We start from the raw sequence: 24,845 nt of genomic DNA on the forward strand, positions 1-24,845 counted from the left end.
GCTTGTCGGTCGGGGCAAAGAGAATTCCCTGCCGTGCTCTCAGTTCGATCGATGCGATGGCTGCGGTCGGAGCTACCGACCGCCTTCCGTCAGATCTTCTGACCGTTGAGAACGAGGTCGTCGATGACGCAGCGCACGGCTTTCTCGGCGATGGCGACGATCTCGTCGATTTCCGCCTTGGTGATGACGAGCGGCGGCGCAAAGCCGAGGATGTCGCCATGCGGCATGGCGCGGGCAATCAGACCACGATCGCGAGCAGCCTTGGAGACGCGGGCGCCGACCTTCAGCCACGGATCGAAACGGGTCTTGTTCTCGCGGTCGGCCACGAACTCGATTGCGCCCATCAGGCCGACGCCGCGCACTTCACCGACGATCGGCAGCTGTGCGAACTTCTCTTTGAGCTGGGCCTGGAAATAGGCGCCGACCTCGCGGGCATTGCCGGGCAGGTTTTCCTTCTCGACAATGTCGAGCACCGCGTTTGCGGCAGCCGCACCGATCGGGTGGCCAGAATAGGTGTAGCCGTGCGAGAAAGCACCGACCCTGTCGGCTCCCTCTTCCATGACCTTGTAGACCTTCTCACCGACGATCGATGCAGAAAGCGGGAAATAGGCTGAGGTGAGACCCTTGGCCACGGTGATCAGGTCGGGTTCGATGCCGTAGTGCTGCGAGCCGAACATCGAGCCCGTGCGGCCAAAGCCGGTGATCACTTCGTCGGCGATCAGCAGAACGTCGTGCTTCTTTAGCACCGCCTGGATTGCTTCCCAATAGCCTTCAGGCGGGGGCGTAATGCCACCGGTACCAAGCACCGGCTCGGCGATGAAGGCGCCGACATTATCCGGTCCGAGCGTCTCGATCATCTCGTCGAGCTCGGCGGCACGGCGGGCAGAGAATTCGCGTTCGGTCTCGCCGGGGTTGGCACCCCAGTAGTGATGCGGGACGCCGGTGTGATCGATCTGCGGCAGCGGCAGGTCCATGTGGTCGTGATAAAAGCTCATACCGGTCATCGAGCCGGACACCACGCTGCAGCCGTGATAGCCGCGTTCACGCGAGATGATCTTCTTCTTCGTCGGCTTGCCGCGCAGGTTGTTGTAGTACCAGACGAGCTTGGCCTGGGTCTCGTTGGCGTCCGAGCCTGACATGCCGTAGAACACCTTGCTCATCCTGCCCGGCGCCATCTTCACAAGCCGGTCTGAAAGGATCGCGAGTTCGTCCGTCGTGTGCGCCGCATAGGTATGATAGTAGGCGAGACGATAGGCCTGGCGCGAGATCGCCTCGGCGACCTCGGTGCGGCCATAGCCGACATTGACGCAATAGAGACCGGCAAAACCGTCGATCAACTGGTTGCCGTGCGCATCCTGGATGCGGATCCCCCTCCCCGTCTCGACGATCGTCGAATCCCCGAGCTTACCAGTAGCGAAATCCTTCAAATTGGTAAATGGATGAAGGACAGCGTCGCGGTCCATCCGCGCTAATTCGGTAATATCAGAAGTCATAAAAGCCTCGAATTCTCATGGGGTTTACGCGTGTAAGTTGATCAGGCTTGTTTAGGAGAGCCATGTGATTGATGCTGATCGTAATAGTGCGGGCGCACAGTTTTTCTTCAGTTAGTGAAAATTTGTGCCTAATTCCTGCGTATTTTCCGCCGCTACGTGCAAAATCGGCAGTTACTTCCCTGCATATACGATTGTCGTTGACGGCACACACTTTAGCAGGTTTTGCGGCGCGTTGTGCGATCGCAGTTAGGTGGGTCAAGCTTTTCAAACTAGGCAAACGATGCCGGCCTGCTTAGACGAGGTATTTCAACCTCATCTTTTGCGTTAGCCCGCTCTGTCCCTGCTTCAAGTGGTTGGCCGCGCAATTATGCTATGCATTTGTGTGTCAAGCATTCCGCACGGTTGGAAGGTTTATGAAGCGCCTGGTGGATTAGCGCCGACCCGGCACGCTAGGCGGCGTACACGCGACAGCCAGCCGACTTGCTGCACTTGCGGCAGGGAATGTGCAGTTTTCCTGCATTCACAGCCGCAGTTCGGGCAACAATATCGATTTCGGCTACGCTACATTCTCATGGTGGGCAACGAACTATCCAGAACTAAAAAAAGAACTGTCCGGAACTGAAAACGGCACCTGCGCGCATTTCAATGGGAACCGCGGCATCATGATCCATAGAAATGGAAGTGAGCCTCGTCTCGGATTTGGTGAGACGAGCGGCACAACAAGGGAGGTAGTACTCGATGGAAGATCGGGCGCACGACAACAGCAGGAATAAAGCAATGAGACGCGCAATTCTTAGGGGAGTGGCGGTCGCCATGGTCTCGATGACCATGATCTCGGTCCCCGGTGCGGCTTCGGCACAGTCTATACGGGAGAAGATCCAGAACGGGGAAACAATCCGTATCGGGTTTTCGAACGAGGCGCCATGGGCCTACCCTGGCGGAAATAGCGAGCCACTTGGGTCAATCAACGCTATAACGCTGGACGTCTTGAAAAAACTAGGCGCGACCAAAATCGAGCCAGTCGTGACTGAATGGGGTTCACTCGTCCCCGGCCTGCAGGCCGGGCGCTTCGACATCATCACAGGCGGCATGTATATTCTGCCCGAGCGCTGCCGCAATGTACTGTTCAGCGAACCGGTCGGCAAGATAACCGATGGTCTAGTAGTGCCTACGGGGAACCCGGAAGGCCTCCATTCACTTCCGGATTTACAAAAGAAGGGACTTACCATCGCCACGGGTGCGGGCGGGAATGGCGTAAGGGAGGCGCAAAAAGTTGGCATAGCCGACGAAAAGATCATGCAAGTCGCCTCAGCGGTTGAAGCTGTGCAAGCAGTGAAGGCGGGCCGCGCCGACGCCGCCTACGGCGATTACCTCACGATGAAGAAATTTACCGGCAAGGACGACGGCATCGGTATGGCGGACCCATTCACTCCCCCGTCTGTCGGATACCCGGGCCTCGCGTTCAAACCCGGCGACCAGGCGGCGGTCGACGCCTTTAACGAGGTGCTGAAGGAGTATATCGGCTCGGAAGAGATGATGGAATCTGTCAGCAAGTACGGCTACGATAAGGCTACCCTGCCGGACGGCCCCAAAACCGCTGAGCTCTGCAAAGGATAGGGAGCCGGCGGTCGTCGCCCAAGAACTCACGCGTCTCCCACTTGGGGAGACGTTCAGGGGGAACAACATATTGAACGAATTCATAGTCGGCTTTAGCGTGGCGGCGCTCGCCAAAGGTGTCGTGAACACCGTTATCATAACCCTCGGCTCATCTTTGGTCATGACGGTGCTGTCGCTGCTCGTCGGGCTGGCCCGGGTTTCGCCTCGCTGGCCACTGCGTTGGATCAGTGTTGCCTATATCGAGTTCTTCCGCGGAACGTCGTTGCTGGTGCAGGTCTACTGGTGGTTCTTCGTTTTACCGGTCTTCGGCTTGTCGCTTTCGCCGTGGTTTGTCGCGGTTCTCGGAATCGGTATGAACGCCTCCGCTTACGGAGCTGAGGTGGTGCGCGCGGCGATCCAAAGCCTCGACCGCGGGCAATTTGAAGCGAGCACCGCTCTGAACTTCACACGTCTCACAATGATGCGCCGCATCGTGCTGCCGCAAGCAGTCCGCGCGATGCTGCCGTCTTGGGGCAACTTGTTGATCGAAGTGCTAAAAGGGACGTCGCTTGCTTTCTTCATCACCATCACCGAGTTTACGGCTGCCTCGAAACTGGCCGCAGACGCCACCGGTAATTACCTGCTGTTCTTCGCCGTGGCGCTAGGTGGCTATTACGTGATCGCACGCGCGCTCATAACGCCCTTTGTGCGCTGGCTGGAGCGGAGCCTCTCGGCTGGGTTCGTGCGGGAGGCGTTGGCATGAACATCTGGAACTGGGCCTACGTCTGGGAGGCCCTCCCGTATCTGTATCGCGGTGCAATGATAACCGTTCAGGCCACCCTGGTTGGGTTCACCATTGCGCTGGTGCTCGGGCTGATCATCGCATTGATCCGCCAGTCGCCAAACCGTTACATCTCCACCGTCATGGCTGAGATTGTGGAGTTCATCCGCTCAACTCCATTGTTGCTGCAGCTGTTTTTCGTCTATTTCGTCGGCCCGCAGTTCGGCGTTGTAATTCCGGCCTGGATCGCTGGCGTCGGCGTGCTAGGTATCCACTATGCCGCGTTTTGCTCCGAGGTCTTTCGCTCAGGCATCGAGAGCGTCGACGGCGGACAGTGGGAAGCGTGTACTGCACTGAACCTGTCGCAGGCGCGTACATGGCGAGCCGTCATTCTGCCGCAAGCGATTCCTCCAATCGTGCCCGCGCTAGGCAACTATTTGATCGGCATGTTCAAGGATACCCCTGTCTTAGCGGCAATCGCGATCCTTGAGATGCTCCAGCAAGCGAAGAACTTTGGCGCGGAAAATTACCGTTACGTTGAAGCGATTACCATGGTCGGCTTCTTTTATCTTGTGATTAGCCTCATAGCTTCGGCCATCGTGCAGTCGGTGAGTTTCTGGCTTAACCGCCGCTACCATCTATAATAGGAGTTCCGTCATGAGCGAACATATTGTCCAGTTCAAGGACACTTCGAAACAGCATGGGGCGTCCGCCGTTTCTAACCTCGCGAGCAACGACAAGACCACAAATCAGCCAATGGTCCGCTTCGAGAACGTCGCAAAACGCTACGGCAGTCTGACCGTGCTCGATGAGTTAAATCTCGACGTCGCGCGCAACGAGAAAGTCACGATCATCGGCCCCTCGGGGTCGGGCAAGACCACAGTGCTCCGCATGCTGATGACGCTGGAGCGCATCAATGACGGAGTGATCTGGGTTGGTGGCGAACCGCTTACGCACGTGCAGAAGAACGGCAAAATGGTGCCCGCAGGCGATCTTCACCTGCGGCGTGTCCGCGGTAAGATTGGCATGGTATTCCAGCACTTCAATCTATTCCCACACATGACGGCGCTGCAGAACTGCATGGAGGCGCCTATCTCAGTTCTCGGGCTGTCCAGACGAGAAGCTGAAGCCCGGGCCGCAGATCTGCTCGACATGGTGGGGCTTGCCGACAAGAAGAACCATTTCCCGATTCAACTCTCGGGCGGGCAGAAGCAGCGGGTTGCCATAGCCCGGGCGTTGGCGATGCGGCCGAAGGTAATGCTGTTTGACGAAGTAACGTCGGCACTCGATCCGGAACTCGTCGGTGAGGTGCTCAACGTCATCCGCAAGCTCGGCGCCGAATACGACCTCACCATGCTGATGGTCACGCACCAAATGGGCTTCGCGAAGGAATTTTCCGACCGCGTCTGCTTCTTCCACGGCGGCAAGATCGTCGAACAGGGCCCGCCCGAGCAACTCTTCGGTGATCCCCAAACCGAGCGGACGCGGCAGTTCCTCCGTGCCGTGCTCGAAGGTAACCGCCCGGTTGTTACCGCGGAGATTTCGCTTTGATGCGAGCGATGAGTTCCTGGTCATCGACGAAGTCTTCGAGGAAGTCGTTCCATTCGTCAGCGGTGCGACGAGCATGGGCAAGCATTTGCTCCAGCTCTTCGATTCCGCCGCGGGTAAGCGAGAGTTATTGCCTCGTCCTGCCCGGCGTAGACGCTGATGATGCTGCCGTAGCTCAGGTTATCATCGTTGCTGACGATCGCCTGAAGGAGTTCGGAATCTTCGTCGAGCAATTTGGCGACGTAATCGATGCTGAACACATGGGTCACGGTTGCCATCAGGCGGCCTCGGCGCAGGTGGCTATGACAGATGCCCAGTTCCAGGGCAGCAGCTCATCGAGCCTATTGATCTTGTGATCGTGAATGCGGTCGAGCACGTCGGCCAGATAGGCCTGCGGATCGAGGCCGTTCATCTTGGCCAGGGCCCGCTCGGCGGCATTGTTGTCGATGGCGACACGACCATCTTCCAGGAACAGGCAGAAAGACGACCAGCGGCTCAGGCCATAACGGAAGGCTTGCGCCAAATCGCCTTTGCCCGGAATACGGGCCAGTTGCGCTTCGGCCCAGACACGCAAGGCTTCGACCTTGGGCTTGCTCTGCTTCTGACGCGTAGCAAGACGGATGTCGACAGGCTGACCTGCAATCTCTCGCTCGATGTCGTAAAGCGCACCGATACGGTCGAGAGCCTCGCAGGCGATCTCGGATTTGTTCGATGTCCAGATATCGTGGAAGTCGCGTCGCCAGTGCGCCCAACATGCCGCTTCTCGGAAGCGAGATGTCCCATCCGCTCCAGGGTCATAAAGCTTCCCGTAACCTTTGTAGCCGTCTGCTTGAAGAATGCCGCTCGCCTGCCTGAGGTGATGATAAACGTGCTCTTCTTTCCAGTCGGGAGCAAAGTAGTAGACAGCGCCCGGTGGAGCAGCACCCGCCCATGGACGTTGATCGCGGACATACGTCCAGATCCTGCCCTTCTTCACGCCCTTGCCTAACCCCTTGTCTCGAAGAGAACGGTCGAGCACCCGGATCGGGGTATCATCGGCATGAAGAAGGTCGCTTCCCATGATCGCGGTCTCGATCCGCTCAATCAACGGCTGGAGCACCCGCATGGCGCGACCACACCAATCGACCAGCGTGCTGTCGGGAATGTCAGCGCCCATGCGAGCGAAGATCTCGTTCAGACGGTAGAGTGGCAGATGGTCGTCAAACTTTGAGACCAAGATGTAAGCCAGAAGGCCGGCACCCGCCATGCTGCCCGGTATTGGACGGCTAGGTGCTGGCAACTAAACCATCTTCTCGCAGCAACGGCAGGATTTCTTCAGTCGGGCGACCTCGATGACCTTCATCTGCGCGGCGATCATGTCGAGGATTTCGCTTACGTCTTCGCCCACAAGACGCAATTCACCGCCACAAGCGGGGCAACACGAGCCTGGATCCAGTTCTTTACGCTCGCGAACTGCCTTGTCCGACACGCGTGGGCGACGGCGCGTCACTGTCTGCTTTTGAGCATCCGTAGATGCGGCAACCTCATCAGCTTCGTCGATCGACCTGGTGCTGTTCTCCGACGCAGCGATCAACAGATCCTCCAGAGCCAATTCCAGCTGCTGGATTTCTCGCTCGATCTTTTCGGAGGACTTGCCAAACACCTGTTTCTTCAGCTTGGCAATGCGAAGCCGCAAGGTCTGGATCAATTGGTCATGCGCCAGCAATGTCGCGGACATCTTCGCATTTTCCGCCTGCAAGGCGGCGATCATCGCCTTCAGGAAGGCGGGATCGTCGGGAAGATTTTGGCTCGCGTTCGACATGAGCCTGACTAGCATAAGCCAGGCGGAATGGCCATAAAACGCGTAGATTCAGAGGCGTAAAATCAACAGACGCGTGCCGGCGGCGCACCCCAGTTGGGTCGTCGCCAATCGATCCCCTCCCACAGCATGGCCAGTTGCGCCGACGTCAGCCGAGCCGTTCCATCAGCGTGTCGACGGCCACGGAAAGCGGCCTCTCTGGAGGACCTTGTAATAAAGGCAGAAGCCCTGGCCATCAAAAAAAGGAGCTTCAAACGATCGCCACGTCGCCCCCGAAAGGCGAAGACCGCACCTCCTGTCGGCTTCTGGCGCAACACGTCCTGCGCAAGCGCAGCCAGACCTTCTATCCCCTTACGCATGTCGGTGGCTCCACAGGCAAGATAGACCCGAACCCCGGTCCCTGGTCCAATCATGCCGACTCCACCGCCCGGATAAGCCGCGTCAGCGTGGCGGCATCCACGCCGCTGTCGAAGCAAAGGCTGCGACCGCAGGCCAATCGCAACTCGATCATCCCAGAGGGGTCCTGCTGGTCCCCACGGCGCTCGGTCTGCGTCCCATTCATCTCCACGGGAACAAACACCGCATTCGCAGAAGGCGACAACAGTCCCTTCTTCTTCAGCTCACTGCGCCAGGTGTAAATCTGCTGTCGTGTCACACCGTGTCGCTGCGCAACCTCAGTCACCGTCGCCCCGCCGATCCCAACCGACATGATAATCTCGAGCTTCTGTTCGTCGCACCACCGGCGCCGCCGTTCCTGCCCAAGAATTTCCACCCGAATCGCAATCCTCGCCTACAGCGTAAACTCATAAAATTTCTTGGCATTTATCGGCCGCCGTGATTCAAGGCTTTGAAATAGGGAAGCATTTGATGACGCGTCGTCGCTACGAACTGACTGACCACGAATGGTCGATCATATCGCCGTTGTTGCCCAACAAGCCACGCGGCGTTGCCCGCGTTGATGATCGGCGGGTACTGAATGGCATCCTCTGGCGGTTTCGGACGGGCTCGCCTTGGGCGGAAGTTCCGGAACGCTATGGCCCGCCGACGACCTGTTACAACCGCTTCGTGCGCTGGCGCAAAGCCGGGGTATGGGATCGGCTTCTTGAAGCGGTGTCCAAGGCCTACGATGGCGACATTGTGATGATCGACTCGACCTGTGTCCGCGTTCACCAGCACGCGGCCACGGGAAAAAGGGGGTGGAGACGATGGTGGCATGGGACGTTCCCGCGGCGGGCTTACGAGCAAAATCCACGCGCTCGTCGATGCCGAAGGTCGCCCGGTCAATCTGCGTCTGACCGGTGGACAGATCGCCGATTGTGCCGAAGCCGACGCGTTGACGGATGAGCTTGGCGAGGGGGACATCCTGCTGGCCGACAAGGGTTATGACACGAATGCCATTCGGGCTAAGGCCGCCGAGCGAAAGGCCTGGGCCAACATCCCGCCGAAGAGCAATCGCAAGGGCTCTTTCGTGTTCTCGCGCTGGGTCTATCGGCAACGCAATCTCGTGGAACGGTTCTTCAACAGGATCAAGCAGTTCCGAGGCATCGCAACCCGATATGACAAGAGCCCGGAAAACCACCTCGCCGCCGTAAAGCTCGTCGCAACAAGAATATGGTGCCAAAGTTTATGAGTCGACGCCGTAAGACACGTCGCTAACGACGACGTTAAAGACGTCGTTAAAGACGTCTCTTTAGGCCATCACGACGATAGCCGGCAGGCGGTGACAACCGGTCGGTTACGCTCGAAGCGATATAGCCTGAGAGGCAGCAGCCGCGATCGATAAGTAAACGGGCATACTCAGGCAACGCACCCGCAATGCCATCTCATAGCATCGGCAGTGAGTTGACCGAATATGAGACCAGGTTCGGCGGGACGCGGGTGCAGCGCGACAACCAAGATGAGACGCGCATTGCCTCGTCGAAACTGTTCCCGAATATTCAACCGTTGCCTCACATAATTTGCTCCCTACCGAGGGGTATGAACAGGGGCGACTATGGGACAGCTGAGCATGGCGACGAGGAAAGAACTGACGGCGGCGGTTTCGGAGCGTTATCGTGCTTCGACGCGAACGGAGAAGGCGAGAATTCTGGATGAATTCGTCGTCATCACGGGTTTTCACCGCAAGCACGCGATGCGGCTGCTGCGGCGCCACGGGAGAGAGTCTACAGGTCGGCGAGCGCGGCCGCGGGTTTATGATGAAGCGGAACGCAATGCGCTCATATTGCTGTGGGAAGCGTCTGACCGGGTCTGTGGGAAGCGGCTGAAGGCGTTGCTGCCCGTCCTTGTCGAGGCGATGGAACGGCACGGTCATTTTAACCTCGCGCCTGAGATCCGCGGCAAATTGCTGGCGATGAGCGCGGCCACGATCGACAGGACGCTGGGACCGATCCGAGAGGGCTTGGGACGTCCTCGACGGCGGCCCGCGGCGCACGCCCTGCGACGGAGCATTCCCATTAGAACGTCGGCGGATTGGGACAATCCGGCGCCAGGCTTCGTTGAGGCGGATCTCGTCGCCCATTGCGGCCCTTCGGCTCGCGGCAGCTTCATCCAAACCCTTGTTCTCACCGACATCGCGACTGGCTGGACGGAATGTGCGCCGCTGCTGGTTCGCGAGCAGACGCTGTTGAGCAGCGTGCTCACAGAATTGCGCAAGCAACTGCCGTTCGCGCTTCTCGGCCTGGATACGGACAACGACACCGTCTTCATGAACGAGACGCTGAAGGCTTACTGTGACGCCGCCAATATCGTCTTCACGCGCTGCCGTCCCTACCGCAAGAACGACCAGGCCTTTGTCGAGCAGAAGAATGGCGCCGTGGTGCGCAGGATGGTCGGATATCGTCGGTTCGAGGGGCTGGAGGCCGCCACCCTGTTGGCGAAGCTCTACCGTTCAGCGCGGCTGTTCGTGAACTTCTTTCAGCCATCGTTCAAATTGATCGCGAAGCAGCGCGACGGCACGCGTGTGCGCAAGACATATAGTCCGCCAGCCACGCCGCATCAGCGTCTGGTTGCTGACGCTCGCACGTCAGATGCAGTCCGCTTCCGTCTGCAAGAAATCTACGCCGGGCTCGATCCTGTCCTGCTATTGCGCGATATCCGCGCCCTGCAGGAGCGACTCGCCGCGCTTGCCGACACTCCGCCGGCCATGCGCACTGACGGGGTAGCTCAGCCGATCGACCTTTTCCTGGCGAGTTTGCGGACTGCCTGGAAAGACGGAGCTACCCGGCCGACAGATCGCCCGATTGTAAAAGCCAAAAGAGGACGGCGGCGTCCTGACCCTCTCGTCAAGGCGACTGCCGACTTGCGAAATTGGTTCGAAGCCGAACCATGGCGAACCGGCAGTGAACTCCTGTCACGTCTGCAGGCCGAGTATCCCGGCGATTACCCCGACAAACTGCTTCGAACGCTTCAGCGCCGGCTGAAGGTCTGGCGAAGTGAACAGGCGGACGCGTTGCTGTTTGGCCCCTTCAATACGGAGCTGCCGATCCAGGAGCTCGCCAGGCCGCACTGAGGCGCCGTGGAGCTCGCGAAGGAGGCCGGGCGCTGCGAAACCCCTGCCATCTCCGCGCCCGACCTCCTTCGCTCCAAGTCGGGAGCAAAGTGGATGAGGCAACGTTCAAACCTCGGGGAGCATCGTTACGTGCGGCAATACGTGATCTCAGCCAGATTGTCGCTCTACACGCGGGACAGCTTCATTGATGGCGGCAGTCCGTTTGCCCATTCTTCGCGTTAGACCGGATAAGGACTTGCACGGCTGCACCAGCAACCGAAGTGATAGAAGCCACGGCTATGCCGAGTGCAGCCACAGAGCGTAAGATTACCCTCGTTGGTTTCCCAGCCTTGATCTTGTGGTGTTTACATTCAACCATCAAATTAGTCTCCGTTACGTTCCGTTAGTTTTGTTGATCGCGAGATTAGCAGGCTTAGAAAGGCCTATTCACGCAAACTAAGGACCTATTCGGCAGCAAAACGGCGTTATCCTTGAACGGCATTGAAGGAGACAGCTAACAGAAACAGCGATTTGAGCTAACCGCAGGAGCAATCGTTCGGCGCCTCTGACGGGGGATTAGCAATCAGCTCCGCTGAGAAACTTCGGCGCGACCGCCATCGCCCCAGCAGGTGCTCGGGGATGTTAGAGGAGACTCAGGTCGGTCCCTGCAGTTGTTGGCAGCTCCACGACTCGCGGGGGCAATTGCTCTGACGTGAAAATGAAGCCCTGAGCAGCTCGCGGTTCTTCTTGGAAGATTCACTACCTGCCGCCGACAAGCAGCTTAAAGAGTGGGTCCAACGAGGATCGCTGATCAAGACCGTCGACGAACTCCCCGATCAAATCGAGCTGTTTATCTGAGAACGGCAATAAGGCTGTTTCAGCGCAGGCTTTTAGTTTCCGGATGCCGTCTGCGAGCGAGGCTGGATTTTCGGGATGACCGAATGGCGTGTCGATGCGAATAAAATGTTCGGCACCACCCTTGAGCTTTACATGGATTGTTGTGGGGGATTCTGATGCCGACCGTGTGTCCGGTCGATCTCTGGATCGACTTCGACCCTAGTGGCCGCCATGATACGACGAACGCCTGGGTCCCCAAGTGTTTCGCGGCGAAAATCGCCGATGCCGACTTGGCCGTGTTGCGCGGCGACAGAGATGACGTATGGGAGACTAAAGCGCGCCGCTACGGGGTCCGTGGGATTCCATTTTTCCGCATGCGGCTGGACGATGTAGCTCTCAAAGGCGAGACGGTTTAGCCCTACTTCGATTGATTCAATATCTTCACCGGCGAATTTGTACTTCTCACGTAACTGAAGCAACCCGTCGACGCCGGGATGCATAGCTCTGCAGGTAGGCCAAGGCTTGAAGCTGATGGAAGTGTTCACATAGTCGTGGCCGAGTCCATCCATGAGCAAATGGAGGTCATACTCTGGCTCGAAGGCTTTGTAGAAGCCATACTTTCCAAAAAATGGCTCGCGCGGCCCGTTAAGACCGACCATAGCTGAAAGAGCCGACTCCAATCCCGAGCGGGCTCGCAATCCCTGCTGCAGGGACACCGTGTGTGCGCCTTCCTCATACATTTGCACCTCGCCCGCTGCATGGGCGTATGCGATACCAAACGCATTCCGCGTTTTCTCCTCGTCGAGCCGTAGCAGCTTGCTGCTAACTGCAGTCGTTCCCCAGACAGCGACCATATTGTCGCGCCCAGTACTTAAAGAGTTGGTGGTGACGCTACGTGCAAGACGCATGTGCAGATCCATAGCCGTCGCGAGAGCCGCGAGCAATTCGCCCCCAGTGATAGATGGATCGCGTTCGGCTAGCGCCAGCGCAGGCGGCACGTTATACGCACTAGCGTGGCAGCCGTTAATGCAAAGCTCGTAGGTATCATCAAAGTCGACCGCCCGGGCGATGGTGGCGTTGACAAGGACCGCCTGACACGCCGGCAGTTTTTCCCCCGAAACCCAGACGGTGCACTCTGGAATGCCACCCGAGAGAGACCCTAATTGTCGAGCATAGTGCGCGATCGGGTCGTTCGATCCGCCTATCGCGCTCGCGAGCGTATCAAGGATGGAGAGTTTCGCTCGTTCGATCGCCTCCCTGGGCAGTGTCTCCAAACGAGAATCTAGGACATGCTGGATAATTTGTGTCGTCGCATCCATTACCGATCCCTTTGGCTGCCAATGCACATTTGCGTTTTAGCGTTCTTCTGCGGATTCCCGACCGAAACAGCAAGTGACCGTCGCCGTTTCTCTGACATCTGAAACTCGTGCCGTGCCACGACAATAGCAATGCAGATGGGCCGCCGCGCGCAAATATGTCTATATCGGTGCAGGAAACCGGCGTTTTATCGCGTTCTGCGCACAGATGCAGCACGATCCAGAATCTATGCAACAAGGTGACGGGCAAGTCCGATGATGGTCTTCAGTCGAGATCGATTGGCAAGATGAAAGATGCTTTAATACGGTCCATGACAACGGTCGTCTTAAAGTTTTTAATGTCTGCGTTCTCATAAAAAAAACGCCGTGTGAAGGCTTCGTAGTCGTCCATGTCAAGTGCAGATACTATCAAAACGAAATCCGATTCTCCGGTAACATAGTAACCACTCGTTATTTCTGGCGTGCGGCGGATTGTCTGCTTAAATCTGTCAATAATGTCCGATCTCTCTCGCTCAAGGCTTACGGATACTAACATGCACAGAGGCCGCCCAATTGCTTTGGGCGAAATGATGGATACGTCAGCCTCTATGACGCCGATCTGCCGAAGGCGCTTTAAGCGACGCTGACATGCTGTCGCTGAAAGTCCAGCTAATTCGCCCAACTCCTCGGTGGTGAGACGGTTGTTGCGTTGCATGAGATCGAGCAGTTTCCGGTCAATTTTGTCAAGGTTCATCGAATTCTTCACGATCGCTTTTCTATCCGCAGGAAATCTGCGGCCAAGCAGGATTTTATACCGATAAACGCCTCGGATAAAAGGTAATACTGCAGCATTCGAGAGTCAATTTTTGGCTGAATGAGTCCCAACTCCGACGGGTCGGAATTCCGTCATTACCGAGAAGAGCTTAGATGAGCGCCACCCAAAGTTCCCTGCGTTCGATCGACAACATCCGCAGTGAGTTTCCAGCAACTAAGAAATACATCTATATGGATGTTGCGAACCAAGGTCTTATTTCCAGAACCACATTAGGTTCGTTCGAAAAGCACCTCCAGAATCGGCTAAGCGGCGTCAACGATGAGCTCTTTCAACTCAGAGAGGTAGAAAGAACACGTGCTCGTTTCGGCAGCTTTATCGGCGCTGATGCCAATGAGATCGCTATCACGAAAAACGCGTCCGAAGGGATCAACATTCTAGCGAACGCCTTCGACTGGAAGGCCGGGGACAACGTAATTTTGTGCCCTCAGCTGGAACACGCCAACAATATTTTGCCTTGGCTGCAGATCAGAAAGAAATTCTGTATTGAGCTGCGAACCGTCGAGTCAGTCGACGGGTCGTTCCCAGTCGAGGCCGCCATCAATTCAATAGATCGGTCTACACGGATCGTTGCTCTGTCAACTGTAACAATGGTTCCTGGCTACCGCACGATGATGCGGCCAATATCCGACGCTTGCCGATCCAACGGCACTTTTCTCCTGGCTGACGGGACACAGTCTGTGGGGATCTTGGACACGAATGTGGACGACCTCGGCGTCGATGGCTTGTCCGTGTCGACTGTAAAGGGCTTGATGGGTTTATATGGATCAGGTTTCTTATATTGCCGCCGGGATTGGGCGGAGCAGCTTGAACCGGCATATTTGACGCGATTCAGCATTGATCTTGGTGATGCGCCAGAATCGGCGCCTATCCTCGACATACCAAAGCTTCGCGCGGGCTCTCCCAGGTTTGATGTTGGGCATTATAACTTTCCCGGGCTGATTGCGGTTGATTCTTCAATTCACCAATTAGCTGAAATAGGGACTGACGTGATAGATGCACACGTCACCAAACTGGCGGAACGTCTATCTCAAGGCTTGATGGAGATGGGGCTGCCCGTCTGCCATTCTTCAGGCGGTCATCAGCCAGGAAGCATTGTAGCGGTCGGCGACGTGGGGACCGCATTGGGCAAGGCAGAACCTGCTCCTATGGTTCGTGAGCTCCATAACTTCTTGCTTGAACGAAACGTAGCAGTTTCCGTGCGGCGGGGGCTCCTGCGATTTTCCTTACATGTCTACAACACTTCAAACGAAGTGGACCAGGTACTAGATTTCTCCTCCGCTTGGCTCAAGAAAGCTTAGTCCAGACTACCCAACGAGGTTTGTTATGCAGCCACATTTCAGTAAGACGGTCGCACTCCTACAAGATTTGGTAAAGATCGAAAGCATTAACCCGTCTCTCGCCGCCACAGGGAGTGGAGAGCAGCGGGTCGTAAACTATCTCAAGGGCTTCTGCGAGTCGCTTGGTCTGCCTTATGACATCCAAGAAGTAAAAGACGGTCGGCCCAACTTCCTGACGTGGGTTGAGGGAAAAAATCCAGACCGGAGACTGCTGTTCATAGCACATTCGGATACCGTTCCTATCGATAACTGGACTTCCGATCCGTTCTCGGGGGAGGTCAGGGATGGCCGGCTCCATGGTCGCGGTAGCTGCGACACCAAAGGATCGCTCTCCGCAATGTTGACTGCACTGGCCTCGATGGCCGAAAAGAAACCAAGCTGCACCATTGTTGTCGCCGCTAGCATTGACGAGGAGTACAGAAAGATCGGAGCACGCGCTATCGCCCTCTCTGGAACTTCTTATGAGGCGGCGGTCGTTGGCGAGCCGACAGAGCTTCAGTTGGTTGTGGCCCATAAGGGATCAGTTCGATGGCAAGTTGAAGTTGAGGGTGTTCCCGCCCACACATCAAAACCGCATCTTGGAGTAAACGCGATTACAGGAATGGCAAAAGTCATTCTAGCCCTGGACGACCACAACAGAGAACTTTCGGCTCGCCAGCAGGCTCTTGTAAGTCCTCCAACTCTTACCGTTAGCTTGATCGAAGGAGGTCTCGAACTTACAACCGTTCCGCCGTCCTGCAAGATCTGGATAGATCGAAGGCTGGTGCCGGGTGAGCGGCCGGATGACGCTTTGCGGGAGGTCGAAGCAATATTCCATACCTTGCGGGAGAAAGAAGGCGTGAAGGTCAGATCGCTGCTGCCGGCACTTGAAGATCCCGCTCCCACCAGCGCCGAAAACAGCCAGATCGCTCTCAAAGCGGCACAAGCATGCGCGGCCGTGGCGGGCACCGGCGAATATATTGGCGTACCTTATGGAACAGATGCTAGCCAGTTATCTCTCGCGGGAATCCCCTGCATTGTTCTTGGTCCCGGCAGCATCGATCGAGCGCATACAAATAACGAATTTGTTGAGTTGGACCAATTGGAAAAATCGGTCGAGATTTATCGTCGGATCATGGTGGAGTATTGAAGGATCTGTTGTGATTTGCTCTGATAGCTAGCCCAAAAGTGCCAATTTTCATGGAAGCTGATGGGTTGGCTGATTGCCGCGGGGGCACGAAGACCTTCGCGGCAGCACTGTCGGGTGCTAAAGCGTGTGAACGGTCGACATCAGTCTTCGCATGATGGCATAGCGGGACGAGCCATCATCAATGGATGACGCATTCAACTGAACAGCAAGCAACCCCATCAAACGGAGGTGAACTGCGATCCTTGGTCTTCCGTGTTGAAGATGTCAGGCTTGCCGTAACGAGCAAGCCCTTCCTCGACACCTTCAATGCAGAAGTCCGCTTCAATCGTGATCGAGAGCCGCCACGATAGAACTGCCGAGCTGAAGTAGTCCACGACAGCGCAGAGATAGTCGAAGCCCGCGCCGTCGGAACATAGGTCAGGTCCATGGCCCAGACTTGATTGGGTCCGTTGACCGCCAGTTTCCGAAGAAGATAGAAATAGACCTTGTGCCAGGCGCTTGTTTTGACGTATTGGGGCGATGGTAGATCGCCTCGATGCCCATCTTCCTCATCAGCGTGGCGACGTGCAGCCGCCCAATCACCAGCTCCCCTCAAAAGCCGTTGCAACATCCGGCTTCCCACAAACGGGTATTCGAGATGCAGTTCGTCGATCCGGCGCTTCCCGCTTCGGCAACGGCAACGGAAATGTTATGGACGTCCAGTCCAATATATGCATCGTAGTCACTCATGACGGATACATCCTTCTCCCGACCGAAATGGCCGATGGCCATGCTGCCTTCAAAGCACGGCTTTCCAAGAAGAAATGGTCATAGCATCTGGCTCTTCGCCGGCTCGCACAAGGGCGGCGAGCGCATCGCGAATATCCTGACACAGCCAAACTGCATGGCCACAATCCGGTGACCTACCTCACGGATGCCCTGAACCCGGATCAAGGATTACCTGGTAGACAGACTTGAAGACCTGCTGTCGTGGAATATGCTTCGGGCGGTCTCCACTACGCAAAAGGCCGTCTGATGGCGCGTTCGATGCACATTCTATACGATCGAAGACGCGGCCGCCATGATCGGCGAAAGCCTCGAGCTGCTCAGAGTGATCTCCGCCAACTCGGAAAATATCGATTACGGCGAAATGGTGCACGTCCACAACGGGACCGAGGAAGGCACAACCGGCTTTACGGATCGCGGCGTCGAAAGCCTCCAGGAACTCCTGGCTGATATCAGGACATGGGACGGAGGAATTCGTAACCGACCGGTTGTCACCGCCTGCCGGCTATCGTCGTGATGGCCTAAGAGACGTCTTTAACGACGTCTTTAACGTCGTCGTTAGCGACGTGTCTCAGGCGACGATTGCGATTCGGGTGGAAATTCTTGGGCAGGAACGGCGGCGCCGGTGGTGCGACGAACAGAAGCTCGAGATTATCATGTCGGATGGGATCGGCGGGGCGACGGTGACTGAGGTTGCGCAGCGATACGGTGTGACACGACAGCAGATTTACACCTGGCGCAGTGAGCTGAAGAAGAAGGGACTGTTGTCGCCTTCTGCGAATGCGGTGTTTGTTCCCGTGGAGATGAATGGGACGCAGACCGAGCGCCGTGGGGACCAGCAGGACCCCTCTGGGATGATCGAGTTGCGATTGGCCTGCGGTCGCAGCCTTTGCTTCGACAGCGGCGTGGATGCCGCCACGCTGACGCGGCTTATCCGGGCGGTGGAGTTGGCATGATTGGACCAGGGACCGGGGTTCGGGTCTATCTTGCCTGTGGAGCCACCGCGACTTCCACGATATCTGGACATCGAACAAATCCGAGATCGCCTGCGAGGCTCTCGACCGTATCGGTGCGCTTTACGACATCGAGCGAGAGATTGCAGGTCAGCCTGTCGACATCCGTCTTGCTACGCGTCAGAAGCAGAGCAAGCCCAAGGTCGAAGCCTTGCGTGTCTGGGCCGAAGCGCAACTGGCCCGTATTCCGGGCAAAGGCGATTTGGCGCAAGCCTTCCGTTATGGCCTGAGCCGCTGGTCGTCTTTCTGCCTGTTCCTGGAAGATGGTCGTGTCGCCATCGACAACAATGCCGCCGAGCGGGCCCTGGCCAAGATGAACGGCCTCGATCCGCAGGCCTATCTGGCCGACGTGCTCGACCGCATTCACGATCACAAGATCAATAGGCTCGATGAGCTGCTGCCCTGGAACTGGGCATCTGTCATAGCCACCTGCGCCGAGGCCGCCTGATGGCAACCGTGACCCATGTGTTCAGCATCGATTACGTCGCCAAATTGCTCGACGAAGATTCCGAACTCCTTCAGGCGATCGTCAGCAACGATGATAACCTGAGCTACGGCAGCATCATCAGCGTCTACGCCGGGCAGGACGAGGCAATAACTCTCGCTTACCCGCGGCGGAATCGAAGAGCTGGAGCAAATGCTTGCCCATGCTCGTCGCACCGCTGACGAATGGAACGACTTCCTCGAAGACTTCGTCGATGACCAGGAACTCATCGCTCGCATCAAAGCGAAATCTCCGCGGCAACAACCGGGCGGTTACAGGAATTCGGCAGTTCTTGGTCGATGAACAGTGCGATCCTGAAATCATCGCGCGCATCATTCCGACGAGTTAAAGCGAGACCCTAAACTACGCCTCGACGAAATCAGAAAAATGCATTCGCGGGACGCTCACCATGAACGTTGAAGCCGACCTCACCATGGAAGACAAGGCGCTGATGAAGCAGCAGCCCGCCGGCCAAGTGCCAAGATTGCATAGCCTATTCAGCCTGAAGCGACGGTGGCGGCAAAACCTAGGCGACAATCGGAACGCTTCTGCAAACAGCAAAGATGAATGCTGTTGATCCGCAAGCCTGGCTTACTCAGGCACCCGAGCGCCTCGCAAATGGATGGCCCAGCAGCGAAACCGACGGCTTGATGCACGCCGCCTACACCGCCCTTCCGGCTCGAACAGACCGAGGCTCATTTTCAGTTCTTGGTCGCTGCGCCGTTCAGTCATGCCTTTACTAAGCCGGCTCACATACACATGCCCGCATTCTCCTGCAAGAACAAGCAGAGAAAGCTTCAATAACAATACTGTGAACGTGGAGGAGGCGCCTCACTTCCTAGTAAGTGCTCGTTACTGGTGAAGTATACGACGCTCGCCTACTCGGCTGGATTTGAACCAAGAACTGCCTTGACTTCGAGATATTCTTCGAGGCCGATCTTGCCGTTTTCTCGGCCGTTGCCGGATTGTTTGTATCCACCGAAGGGCCTCGCCGCGTCCCGTATGGGGTAATTTATGTGGATCATTCCGGCGCGTAGACGGCCAGCGACCCTGCGCGCTCGGTCAAGGCTAGAAGATGCAACATAGCCAGCTAGGCCGTAGACGGTGTCGTTTGCGATCTCGACGGCCTCATCCTCATCAGAGTAAGGTATTATCGTCAGCACAGGGCCGAAGACTTCCTCGCGAGCGATCTTCATTCTGTTGTTCACACCAGCGAAAACTGTAGGTTTTACAAAGTAACCACTGCTGCGCCCAGAGGGCCTACCCAGTCCGCCAGTCACGAGCTCAGCTCCTTCCTCAATGCCCGACCGGATCAGATGCTGCACTTTGTCGAATTGCGCCTTTGTGGAAACCGGGCCTAGGCTTGTCTCGGGGTCCGACACGTCACCAACGCGCAAGCTTTCCGCAGTGTTTTTTGCAATAGCCTTGGCGTCGTCGTGGAATTTGGCTGGAACGAGCATTCGTGTCGGCGCGCTACACGCCTGACCACTATTGCGCATCACCCGATGAACGCCATTTGACACCGCCCATTCTAAGTCTACATCGGGCAGAAGAATGTTGGCTGACTTACCGCCGAGCTCCTGGCTAACGCGTTTTACCGTTCTCGCAGCAGTCTGAGCAATACGTATACCGGCGGCTGTCGACCCTGTGAACGACATCATGTCCACACCTGGGTGCGCCGACAGCGCTTCACCAACAACTGCCCCTTGCCCCTGGATCATATTATAGACACCCGCAGGGACTCCCGAGGCATCAATAATCTCCGAGAAAATAATAGCGCATAGGGGCGCCATCTCGGACGGTTTAAGCACCATCGTGCATCCAGCTGCAAGCGCCGGAGCAACTTTAGTGATGATTTGACCAACCGGCCAGTTCCAAGGCGTAATCATGCCGACGACGCCGATAGGCTCCCGCAAGATGCTGTCGAAACCCTGCGTTTCCTCGAAATCATAGCTTTGCAAAATTTCGATGGTTTTCTCTATTTCAGCAGACGCGTCGTGCCAATCGCGAGCGACTTGTAGCGGAGCACCCATTTCGCGGCAAAGGACGTCAACTATATCGTCCTTTCTCCTTCGATATTCATGCAGTATGTTACTCAACAACTCCGTTCGATCACGTTTTGATGTCCCCGAGTACAAAGGGAATGCGGCCCGTGCAGCGGCCACCGCCCGTTCAACATCATGCGATCCACCACCTGCAATCCAAGTCAACGTCGTCTCGGTCGACGGGTCGACGACCGGCAGCATAACTGGTTCTATCGGGTCGACCCAGCTTCCATTGACATAGTGCTCTTTTTCGTGCTGCACGAAGCTTCTCCAAACCGGAATTATTTTGCAGATGGATGAAGTAGATTTCTCTATTGGCTAAGCCGTTGACGCCTGCATCTGTCGGATCAATTTAGCGACTGTGTCGCTCACTGTGGCGGCCTCGACTGGCCCTGGGGTCGCGTCCAGCGCCAATCGAGCTTCGCGCTGTATCGCTGCGCGCAATCCGGAGGGCGCCTGCAACACAGCATTCGCAAATGCTGCGCTCGCTTCGGCCGACCAATGTGCCTCGTACTCGCCTCGGGCATGTCCATACACAAATAGCGGCGCTTCAGTCGGAGGCGTTTCGGCACGCCGTCGCTCCGTTGCCGCAACGTCCAGCACACCATCGCGGATTATCACACCGTAGATCTTTGCAGCCTCCTGCTCATCCAACATTCCGTTTGTAACGTCCTCGACGACCAACGCAACGGTGCGTTTGGCCGGATCGCCGAACCCTCCACCCGATGGGGAGATCATTCGGAGCACATCGCCGCGCTGCACTTTCAGCAGGCCAACCTGTCCCAGAGCCTTTTCTTCGCCGGCGCGCAGTAACCAGGCCTCGCCACTTCTACCGGGATGTCCACCTAGAACCGCCCAAGGCTCAAACCGTTGCCGCTGCAGTCCACGCACGTTAATCTCGGCCTGATCGATCAGGCATTCCAGCTCTATGCATACCGAAGCCCCACCTCGGTACTGTCCATGTCCATGACTGGACGGCACCAGCGCATGCTGGCGGACCAGCAGCGGAGTTTCGGATTCCACACTCTCGATTGGCGTGCTCTTCAAAAAGCCGAGCATTGTGTCGGTCGCATCGACGCCATCCGCACTAACACGGCCGCCTGAGCCGCCAGAAAACGGCTCCACAACCGAAACGCGCTTACGACCAGCGGTGTCTTTCCAAGCCACGCTAATAATACCGGCCTGGCCGGCCCCACCTGCGGTGATGCCGCCGGGGATCGCTTGGTTCAAACAGCCCATCAAGGCATCATAGCAGCGCATGGCAGTCACCCAGCGATTGCCCATCGCTGCGGGAAACTCAGCATTCATTACCGTGCCAGAAGGTGCGTGAGCACGAATTGGCCGCATTACCCCACCGTTGGGCGGGATCGAAGGCTCCATCGTCATGATGTAATTTACAAGTGCCCCGCACAGCATCGAATGCGCGAGACCACCTGAATTGAAGTTCAAGGCGGCGTTCACCTGTGGATCGCTGCCTGCAAAATCGATCTCTGCCTCTTCACCCCTAATGCGCAATTGGCAGTGAATATGGATGGACTCATTCACAGTGAGGCCCTCGAGATAGTCGGAGAACCCATATTCGCCGTCATGCAGCCCTGCGATCACTTGACGTGCTTTCGTCTCGGCATAGTCCAACACGTCATCGATGCCCCGGCGGAACGCGTCAATGCCGACACGCTCGCACAACTCGCCCACGCGCCGTTCAAGCAGACGCATCGCCGCCATCATTGCTTCCAGGTCGCCCCACACTTCTTCGCCAATGCGAGAGTTGTCTTTTATAAAGTTGGCCACGTCATGGTTCAATTCGCCGGCCCACATCAGTTTGGTAGGACGGATGCGAAATCCTTCCTGGAAGCACTCATTTAACTCAGGCGAGATGCTAGTCGGAACCGCTCCGCCGATATCAGTGGCGTGGACAAAAGACCAGGCAAATGCAATGAGCTCGCCGCGATAGAAGACCGGCTGAGCCATATGAATGTCCATCTGGTGCGTCACCAGCCCCCTGCTACTGAAGGGATCGTTGGAAATCACGACGTCGCCCGGTACGAGATCAGAGAAATGCTCGATCAGCCCAATAATCGAGTCTCCGGCATTGTCGGTAGTGCCGCTGAGCAGCGGGAATGCAAAAAATTCGCCGCTCGTCCGTGCCAGCGCGACCTGGAAGTCCTGCGTCTGCTTCACAAAGGTAGTGTGTGCAGTCCGGTAGGCGAGCGTGGCGGCTTCTTCTGCGATGGCAGAGAAGCGGTTTTTCATAATTTCAGTGCGTGCAATGTCCATCGCTCAGTCCTCTTTCGTCAGCATGATGTCGCCGAGCGCACCGATCACGGCGCGAAAGCCCGGGGGCACCAAAACAGTCGACAAATCGTGTTCAATTACGGTCGGTCCGGAATGTGCCCAGCCCTCTCCGAGATCCGCGCGGGAAAATATTGGGCAATCCGGCCACCATTTCCGTTGGAACCGTAGATCACGGTGCGATTTGGGACTTGCAGAATGGTCGGCAACTTTCCCCTCCGGCGTCGCATGGGGTTTCACCTGCCGGCCATAAGTCCTCACCATCAGTTCATTGACAGCTACAGGGGCATTTACATCCGCATAGCCAAACAGTTTCTCGTGTTCGGCATGGAAAGCGGCCGCAAAAGCGGCCAAACCTGCGCCGCTAACCACAGCATGAGTTACGTCCACCGGAATGGTAAACGACTGTGCCGCATAACGCGCTTCGGCCAAATACAACGTGTCGATTTGCTGGACCTGACCCCGCGGCGCCTGGTTCACCACCCAGTCTTGGCCCTCACGCGCCAGTTCCTCGAAGATTCGCAGCATCGAATCTGCGTTCATAGTTGTGCCAGCAACGCTCCGAACTGCATCGTGCACCAGATCAGCCGCCAGGCAGCCAAACGCACAAAAGACCGAAGAAAGCCGGGGCACAAGGACGCGCTTGATGCCCAGCTCTTCGGCGAGTAGCGGTCCGTGGATGCCACCTGCGCCGCCGAAGATCATAAGGGTGAGATCGGCCGAACCAATGCCGGCGCGCGCTAGGAAGGGTACCACCTTCGCCAGCATATTGCTCGTGCCGATCTCAATGCAGCTTTCTGCTGCGGTGATTGCATCACAGTCACCTGCTTTCGCGATAGGCGCCATTGCTTGTTCTGCCAGCTCCCTAGACAAGGGCAAGCGTCCGCCCAGCAAGCCGCGCGGCGAAAGATAGTTGCAGAGCAGGTATGCGTCAGTCATCGTCGGTGCGGTGCCTCCAGCCGCATAACAGGCCGGACCGGGCTTTGAACCAGCACTGCGCGGACCCACTTTCAGCACCTTGCCGTCCAGCCACGCGATTGATCCGCCACCCGCGCCCATCGCCTCGATGGCAGTCACAGGAAGAAGCAACGGGAAGTCGCCTACTTCCGCTTGAGCAGTAAGAGTTGGGCGCCCCACCTGTACGAGTGCTACGTCGGTCGACGTACCTCCCATGTCCATCGTAAGAACGTGGGGGTTCTCGGTCCACTCTGAAAGCGCGCGTGCAGCGGTCACACCGGCCGCCGGACCTGACAGCAACGTGTGCACGGGCAGGCGGCAGGCCTCTGCCGCCGACATCACCCCGCCATTTGATTTCGTGACCAGTAGACGCCCATTTGGCAGACGGCGCTTCAGGAAACTATCGATCTCCCCAAGATAGTCTTCCATCACGCGCTTCACGTAAACATTCAGCAACGTGAGCATCGCGCGCTCATACTCAGACTGCTGCGGCCAGATTTCGTGTGACGCCATAATGTCAAGATCGGGGAAGTTATCGCGGGCAATCTCTAGCAACTGCGCCTCATGAACGGGGTTACGATAACTATGCAAAAGGCACACCCCAACTGCGGTGGCGCCACGTTCGATTGCCTGAGAAAGAGCTGCTATAACAGAATCAGCGTCCAACGGCGTTTCAACGCTGCCATCGGCGCGGAGACGCTCATTCACCTCGAATGCCATTGGCCGGGGCACCAGGGGTGTCGTTCTACCGTTGAATAAATCCGTCGGCTTATCTAAGCGCAGACGAGCGATATTCAGGATGTCCCGATAGCCCGTCGTGGTGATCAATGCGATCGGCGGCTCTGATCGTTCGATAACCGCGTTCGTACCGACAGTGGTGCCGTGTACAACCAGAACCGGGTCGTCCGGCCCCACGCGGTGGCGCTCGACAATGCGGGCCAGGCCCTCGATAACCGATTTGGCAAATTGAGGACGGGAGGTTGGAATCTTTTCTGCATCGATTTGCCGATAACCGTCGGCTTCATCGCGCCAAATGGCAAAATCGGTGAACGTGCCACCGATATCAACTCCAATCCTTAGCATAATCTGTTCCTATTGCTATGCGGCTTCAAAATCGCGCCTCGAAGGGACTTGACGATCCTGGATACCTAGC

Annotated in this window: 17 protein-coding genes and 9 pseudogenes; 14 read left to right on the forward strand and 12 right to left on the reverse strand. The window is 57.0% G+C overall.

Translation table 11 applies throughout. The features are described 5' to 3' along the window. Positions 1 to 89: 89 nt before the first annotated feature. Complete coding sequence (locus N0Q91_RS02325) at positions 90 to 1,493, reverse strand: aspartate aminotransferase family protein (protein ID WP_275596169.1); 1,404 nt, start codon at positions 1,491 to 1,493, stop codon at positions 90 to 92. Between the two features lie 813 nt (positions 1,494 to 2,306). Between N0Q91_RS02325 and ehuB the strand changes: the two genes are divergently transcribed. The 4 genes from ehuB (at position 2,307) to ehuA (ending at position 5,421) form a co-directional block, all read left to right on the forward strand. Beyond that, the gene (gene ehuB, locus N0Q91_RS02330; RefSeq protein WP_275596170.1) at positions 2,307 to 3,110 is read left to right on the forward strand and encodes an ectoine/hydroxyectoine ABC transporter substrate-binding protein EhuB; all 804 of its coding nucleotides are present in this window, start codon (positions 2,307 to 2,309) and stop codon (positions 3,108 to 3,110) included. 70 nt (positions 3,111 to 3,180) lie between these two features. Then, positions 3,181 to 3,852 carry an ectoine/hydroxyectoine ABC transporter permease subunit EhuC gene (ehuC, locus tag N0Q91_RS02335; protein ID WP_275596171.1) on the forward strand — a complete coding sequence of 224 codons (672 nt, stop codon included), beginning with the start codon at positions 3,181 to 3,183 and terminating at the stop codon, positions 3,850 to 3,852. Then, on the forward strand, positions 3,849 to 4,514 hold the full coding sequence (ehuD, locus tag N0Q91_RS02340; RefSeq protein WP_275596172.1) for an ectoine/hydroxyectoine ABC transporter permease subunit EhuD: 666 nt from the start codon (positions 3,849 to 3,851) through the stop codon (positions 4,512 to 4,514). Before ehuC ends, ehuD begins: the two co-directional genes overlap by 4 nt. Positions 4,515 to 4,626: 112 nt before the next feature. After that, the gene (ehuA, locus tag N0Q91_RS02345; protein WP_275596397.1) at positions 4,627 to 5,421 is read left to right on the forward strand and encodes an ectoine/hydroxyectoine ABC transporter ATP-binding protein EhuA; all 795 of its coding nucleotides are present in this window, start codon (positions 4,627 to 4,629) and stop codon (positions 5,419 to 5,421) included. Here ehuA and N0Q91_RS02350 read toward each other — a convergent pair. The 4 genes and pseudogenes from N0Q91_RS02350 to tnpA (N0Q91_RS02365) form a co-directional block, all read right to left on the reverse strand. Then, positions 5,399 to 5,696 (reverse strand): annotated as a pseudogene (locus N0Q91_RS02350) (hypothetical protein). The gene ehuA and the pseudogene N0Q91_RS02350 sit on opposite strands and share 23 nt — an antisense overlap. Then, positions 5,696 to 7,219, reverse strand: a pseudogene (gene tnpC / locus N0Q91_RS02355) (IS66 family transposase). Before tnpC ends, N0Q91_RS02350 begins: the two co-directional pseudogenes overlap by 1 nt. Positions 7,220 to 7,374: 155 nt before the next feature. Beyond that, a pseudogene (gene tnpB, locus N0Q91_RS02360) lies at positions 7,375 to 7,629 on the reverse strand (IS66 family insertion sequence element accessory protein TnpB); the annotation flags it as partial. Then, positions 7,626 to 7,988: an IS66-like element accessory protein TnpA gene (gene tnpA, locus N0Q91_RS02365; protein WP_275596173.1), complete on the reverse strand. Its 363-nt coding sequence runs from the start codon at positions 7,986 to 7,988 to the stop codon at positions 7,626 to 7,628. The pseudogene tnpB and the gene tnpA (N0Q91_RS02365), both read right to left, overlap by 4 nt. 95 nt (positions 7,989 to 8,083) lie before the next feature. Between tnpA (N0Q91_RS02365) and N0Q91_RS02370 the strand changes: the two genes are divergently transcribed. Together N0Q91_RS02370 and N0Q91_RS02375 are read left to right on the forward strand one after the other, a co-directional pair. Beyond that, a protein-coding gene (locus N0Q91_RS02370; RefSeq protein ID WP_275596174.1) for an IS5 family transposase occupies positions 8,084 to 8,846 on the forward strand; the annotation gives its coding sequence in 2 pieces (ribosomal slippage) (positions 8,084 to 8,415 and positions 8,414 to 8,846; 765 coding nt in all). 363 nt (positions 8,847 to 9,209) lie between these two features. After that, on the forward strand, positions 9,210 to 10,724 hold the full coding sequence (locus N0Q91_RS02375) for an ISNCY family transposase (RefSeq protein ID WP_275596175.1): 1,515 nt from the start codon (positions 9,210 to 9,212) through the stop codon (positions 10,722 to 10,724). A 965-nt stretch (positions 10,725 to 11,689) separates the two neighbouring features. Here the strand turns inward: N0Q91_RS02375 and N0Q91_RS02380 are convergent. Both N0Q91_RS02380 and N0Q91_RS02385 read right to left on the reverse strand, forming a co-directional pair. Beyond that, entirely contained in the window at positions 11,690 to 12,859 is a 1,170-nt protein-coding gene (locus tag N0Q91_RS02380) for an MmgE/PrpD family protein (protein WP_275596176.1), read from the reverse strand. A gap of 262 nt (positions 12,860 to 13,121) precedes the next feature. Next, complete coding sequence (locus N0Q91_RS02385; protein WP_275596177.1) at positions 13,122 to 13,589, reverse strand: Lrp/AsnC family transcriptional regulator; 468 nt, start codon at positions 13,587 to 13,589, stop codon at positions 13,122 to 13,124. 173 nt (positions 13,590 to 13,762) lie between these two features. Here N0Q91_RS02385 and N0Q91_RS02390 point away from each other — a divergent pair, with 173 nt between their 5' ends. Both N0Q91_RS02390 and N0Q91_RS02395 read left to right on the forward strand, forming a co-directional pair. Further along, positions 13,763 to 14,968: an aminotransferase class V-fold PLP-dependent enzyme gene (locus N0Q91_RS02390; RefSeq protein WP_275596178.1), complete on the forward strand. Its 1,206-nt coding sequence runs from the start codon at positions 13,763 to 13,765 to the stop codon at positions 14,966 to 14,968. A 25-nt stretch (positions 14,969 to 14,993) separates the two neighbouring features. After that, on the forward strand, positions 14,994 to 16,136 hold the full coding sequence (locus N0Q91_RS02395) for a M20 family metallopeptidase (protein WP_275596179.1): 1,143 nt from the start codon (positions 14,994 to 14,996) through the stop codon (positions 16,134 to 16,136). A 224-nt stretch (positions 16,137 to 16,360) separates the two neighbouring features. Here the strand turns inward: N0Q91_RS02395 and N0Q91_RS02400 are convergent. Both N0Q91_RS02400 and N0Q91_RS02405 read right to left on the reverse strand, forming a co-directional pair. Beyond that, positions 16,361 to 16,794: pseudogene (locus N0Q91_RS02400) on the reverse strand (DDE-type integrase/transposase/recombinase); the annotation flags it as partial. After that, positions 16,728 to 16,907, reverse strand: a complete 180-nt coding sequence (locus N0Q91_RS02405; protein WP_275596403.1) for a hypothetical protein — start codon at positions 16,905 to 16,907, stop codon at positions 16,728 to 16,730. The gene N0Q91_RS02405 and the pseudogene N0Q91_RS02400, both read right to left, overlap by 67 nt. A gap of 34 nt (positions 16,908 to 16,941) precedes the next feature. On the opposite strand from N0Q91_RS02405, the pseudogene N0Q91_RS02410 reads away from it, so the two are divergent. From N0Q91_RS02410 to N0Q91_RS02435, 6 genes and pseudogenes are all read left to right on the forward strand, one after another. Next, a pseudogene (locus tag N0Q91_RS02410) lies at positions 16,942 to 17,151 on the forward strand (transposase domain-containing protein); the annotation flags it as partial. Then, a pseudogene (locus N0Q91_RS02415) lies at positions 17,151 to 17,418 on the forward strand (hypothetical protein). The pseudogenes N0Q91_RS02410 and N0Q91_RS02415, both read left to right, overlap by 1 nt. Further along, a complete protein-coding gene (tnpA, locus tag N0Q91_RS02420; RefSeq protein WP_275596181.1) occupies positions 17,390 to 17,857 on the forward strand; it encodes an IS66-like element accessory protein TnpA in 468 nt (155 codons plus the stop codon). Before N0Q91_RS02415 ends, tnpA (N0Q91_RS02420) begins: the two are co-directional and overlap by 29 nt. Positions 17,858 to 17,894: 37 nt before the next feature. Next, positions 17,895 to 18,362: pseudogene (locus N0Q91_RS02425) on the forward strand (IS66 family transposase); the annotation flags it as partial. Then, positions 18,362 to 18,701 (forward strand): annotated as a pseudogene (locus tag N0Q91_RS02430) (hypothetical protein). The pseudogenes N0Q91_RS02425 and N0Q91_RS02430, both read left to right, overlap by 1 nt. Before the next feature lie 178 nt (positions 18,702 to 18,879). Beyond that, a pseudogene (locus tag N0Q91_RS02435) lies at positions 18,880 to 19,051 on the forward strand (transposase domain-containing protein); the annotation flags it as partial. Positions 19,052 to 19,276: 225 nt separating this feature from the next. Here N0Q91_RS02435 and N0Q91_RS02440 read toward each other — a convergent pair. From N0Q91_RS02440 to N0Q91_RS02450, 3 genes are read right to left on the reverse strand one after another with little or no spacing between them, the layout of a single operon-like run. Further along, positions 19,277 to 20,704, reverse strand: a complete 1,428-nt coding sequence (locus N0Q91_RS02440; RefSeq protein ID WP_275596182.1) for an aldehyde dehydrogenase family protein — start codon at positions 20,702 to 20,704, stop codon at positions 19,277 to 19,279. Between the two features lie 57 nt (positions 20,705 to 20,761). After that, the gene (locus N0Q91_RS02445; protein ID WP_275596183.1) at positions 20,762 to 22,720 is read right to left on the reverse strand and encodes a hydantoinase B/oxoprolinase family protein; all 1,959 of its coding nucleotides are present in this window, start codon (positions 22,718 to 22,720) and stop codon (positions 20,762 to 20,764) included. Positions 22,721 to 22,723: 3 nt separating this feature from the next. Next, entirely contained in the window at positions 22,724 to 24,775 is a 2,052-nt protein-coding gene (locus N0Q91_RS02450; protein ID WP_275596184.1) for a hydantoinase/oxoprolinase family protein, read from the reverse strand. Positions 24,776 to 24,845 lie beyond the last annotated feature (70 nt).

It is taken from the genome of Sinorhizobium prairiense, from assembly GCF_029201645.2.
Classification (GTDB): Bacteria; Pseudomonadota; Alphaproteobacteria; order Rhizobiales; family Rhizobiaceae; genus Sinorhizobium; species Sinorhizobium meliloti_A.

Coding starts and splice junctions, on each gene's coding strand:
- N0Q91_RS02325 (WP_275596169.1), bottom strand. CDS start 1,493: ATGACTTCTGATATTACCGAATTAGCGCGGATGGACCGCGACGCTGTC.
- ehuB (WP_275596170.1), top strand. CDS start 2,307: ATGGTCTCGATGACCATGATCTCGGTCCCCGGTGCGGCTTCGGCACAG.
- ehuD (WP_275596172.1), top strand. CDS start 3,849: ATGAACATCTGGAACTGGGCCTACGTCTGGGAGGCCCTCCCGTATCTG.
- ehuA (WP_275596397.1), top strand. CDS start 4,627: ATGGTCCGCTTCGAGAACGTCGCAAAACGCTACGGCAGTCTGACCGTG.
- N0Q91_RS02375 (WP_275596175.1), top strand. CDS start 9,210: ATGGGACAGCTGAGCATGGCGACGAGGAAAGAACTGACGGCGGCGGTT.
- N0Q91_RS02380 (WP_275596176.1), bottom strand. CDS start 12,859: ATGGATGCGACGACACAAATTATCCAGCATGTCCTAGATTCTCGTTTG.
- N0Q91_RS02385 (WP_275596177.1), bottom strand. CDS start 13,589: ATGAACCTTGACAAAATTGACCGGAAACTGCTCGATCTCATGCAACGC.
- N0Q91_RS02390 (WP_275596178.1), top strand. CDS start 13,763: ATGAGCGCCACCCAAAGTTCCCTGCGTTCGATCGACAACATCCGCAGT.
- N0Q91_RS02395 (WP_275596179.1), top strand. CDS start 14,994: ATGCAGCCACATTTCAGTAAGACGGTCGCACTCCTACAAGATTTGGTA.
- N0Q91_RS02405 (WP_275596403.1), bottom strand. CDS start 16,907: ATGGCCATCGGCCATTTCGGTCGGGAGAAGGATGTATCCGTCATGAGT.
- N0Q91_RS02445 (WP_275596183.1), bottom strand. CDS start 22,720: ATGGACATTGCACGCACTGAAATTATGAAAAACCGCTTCTCTGCCATC.
- N0Q91_RS02450 (WP_275596184.1), bottom strand. CDS start 24,775: ATGCTAAGGATTGGAGTTGATATCGGTGGCACGTTCACCGATTTTGCC.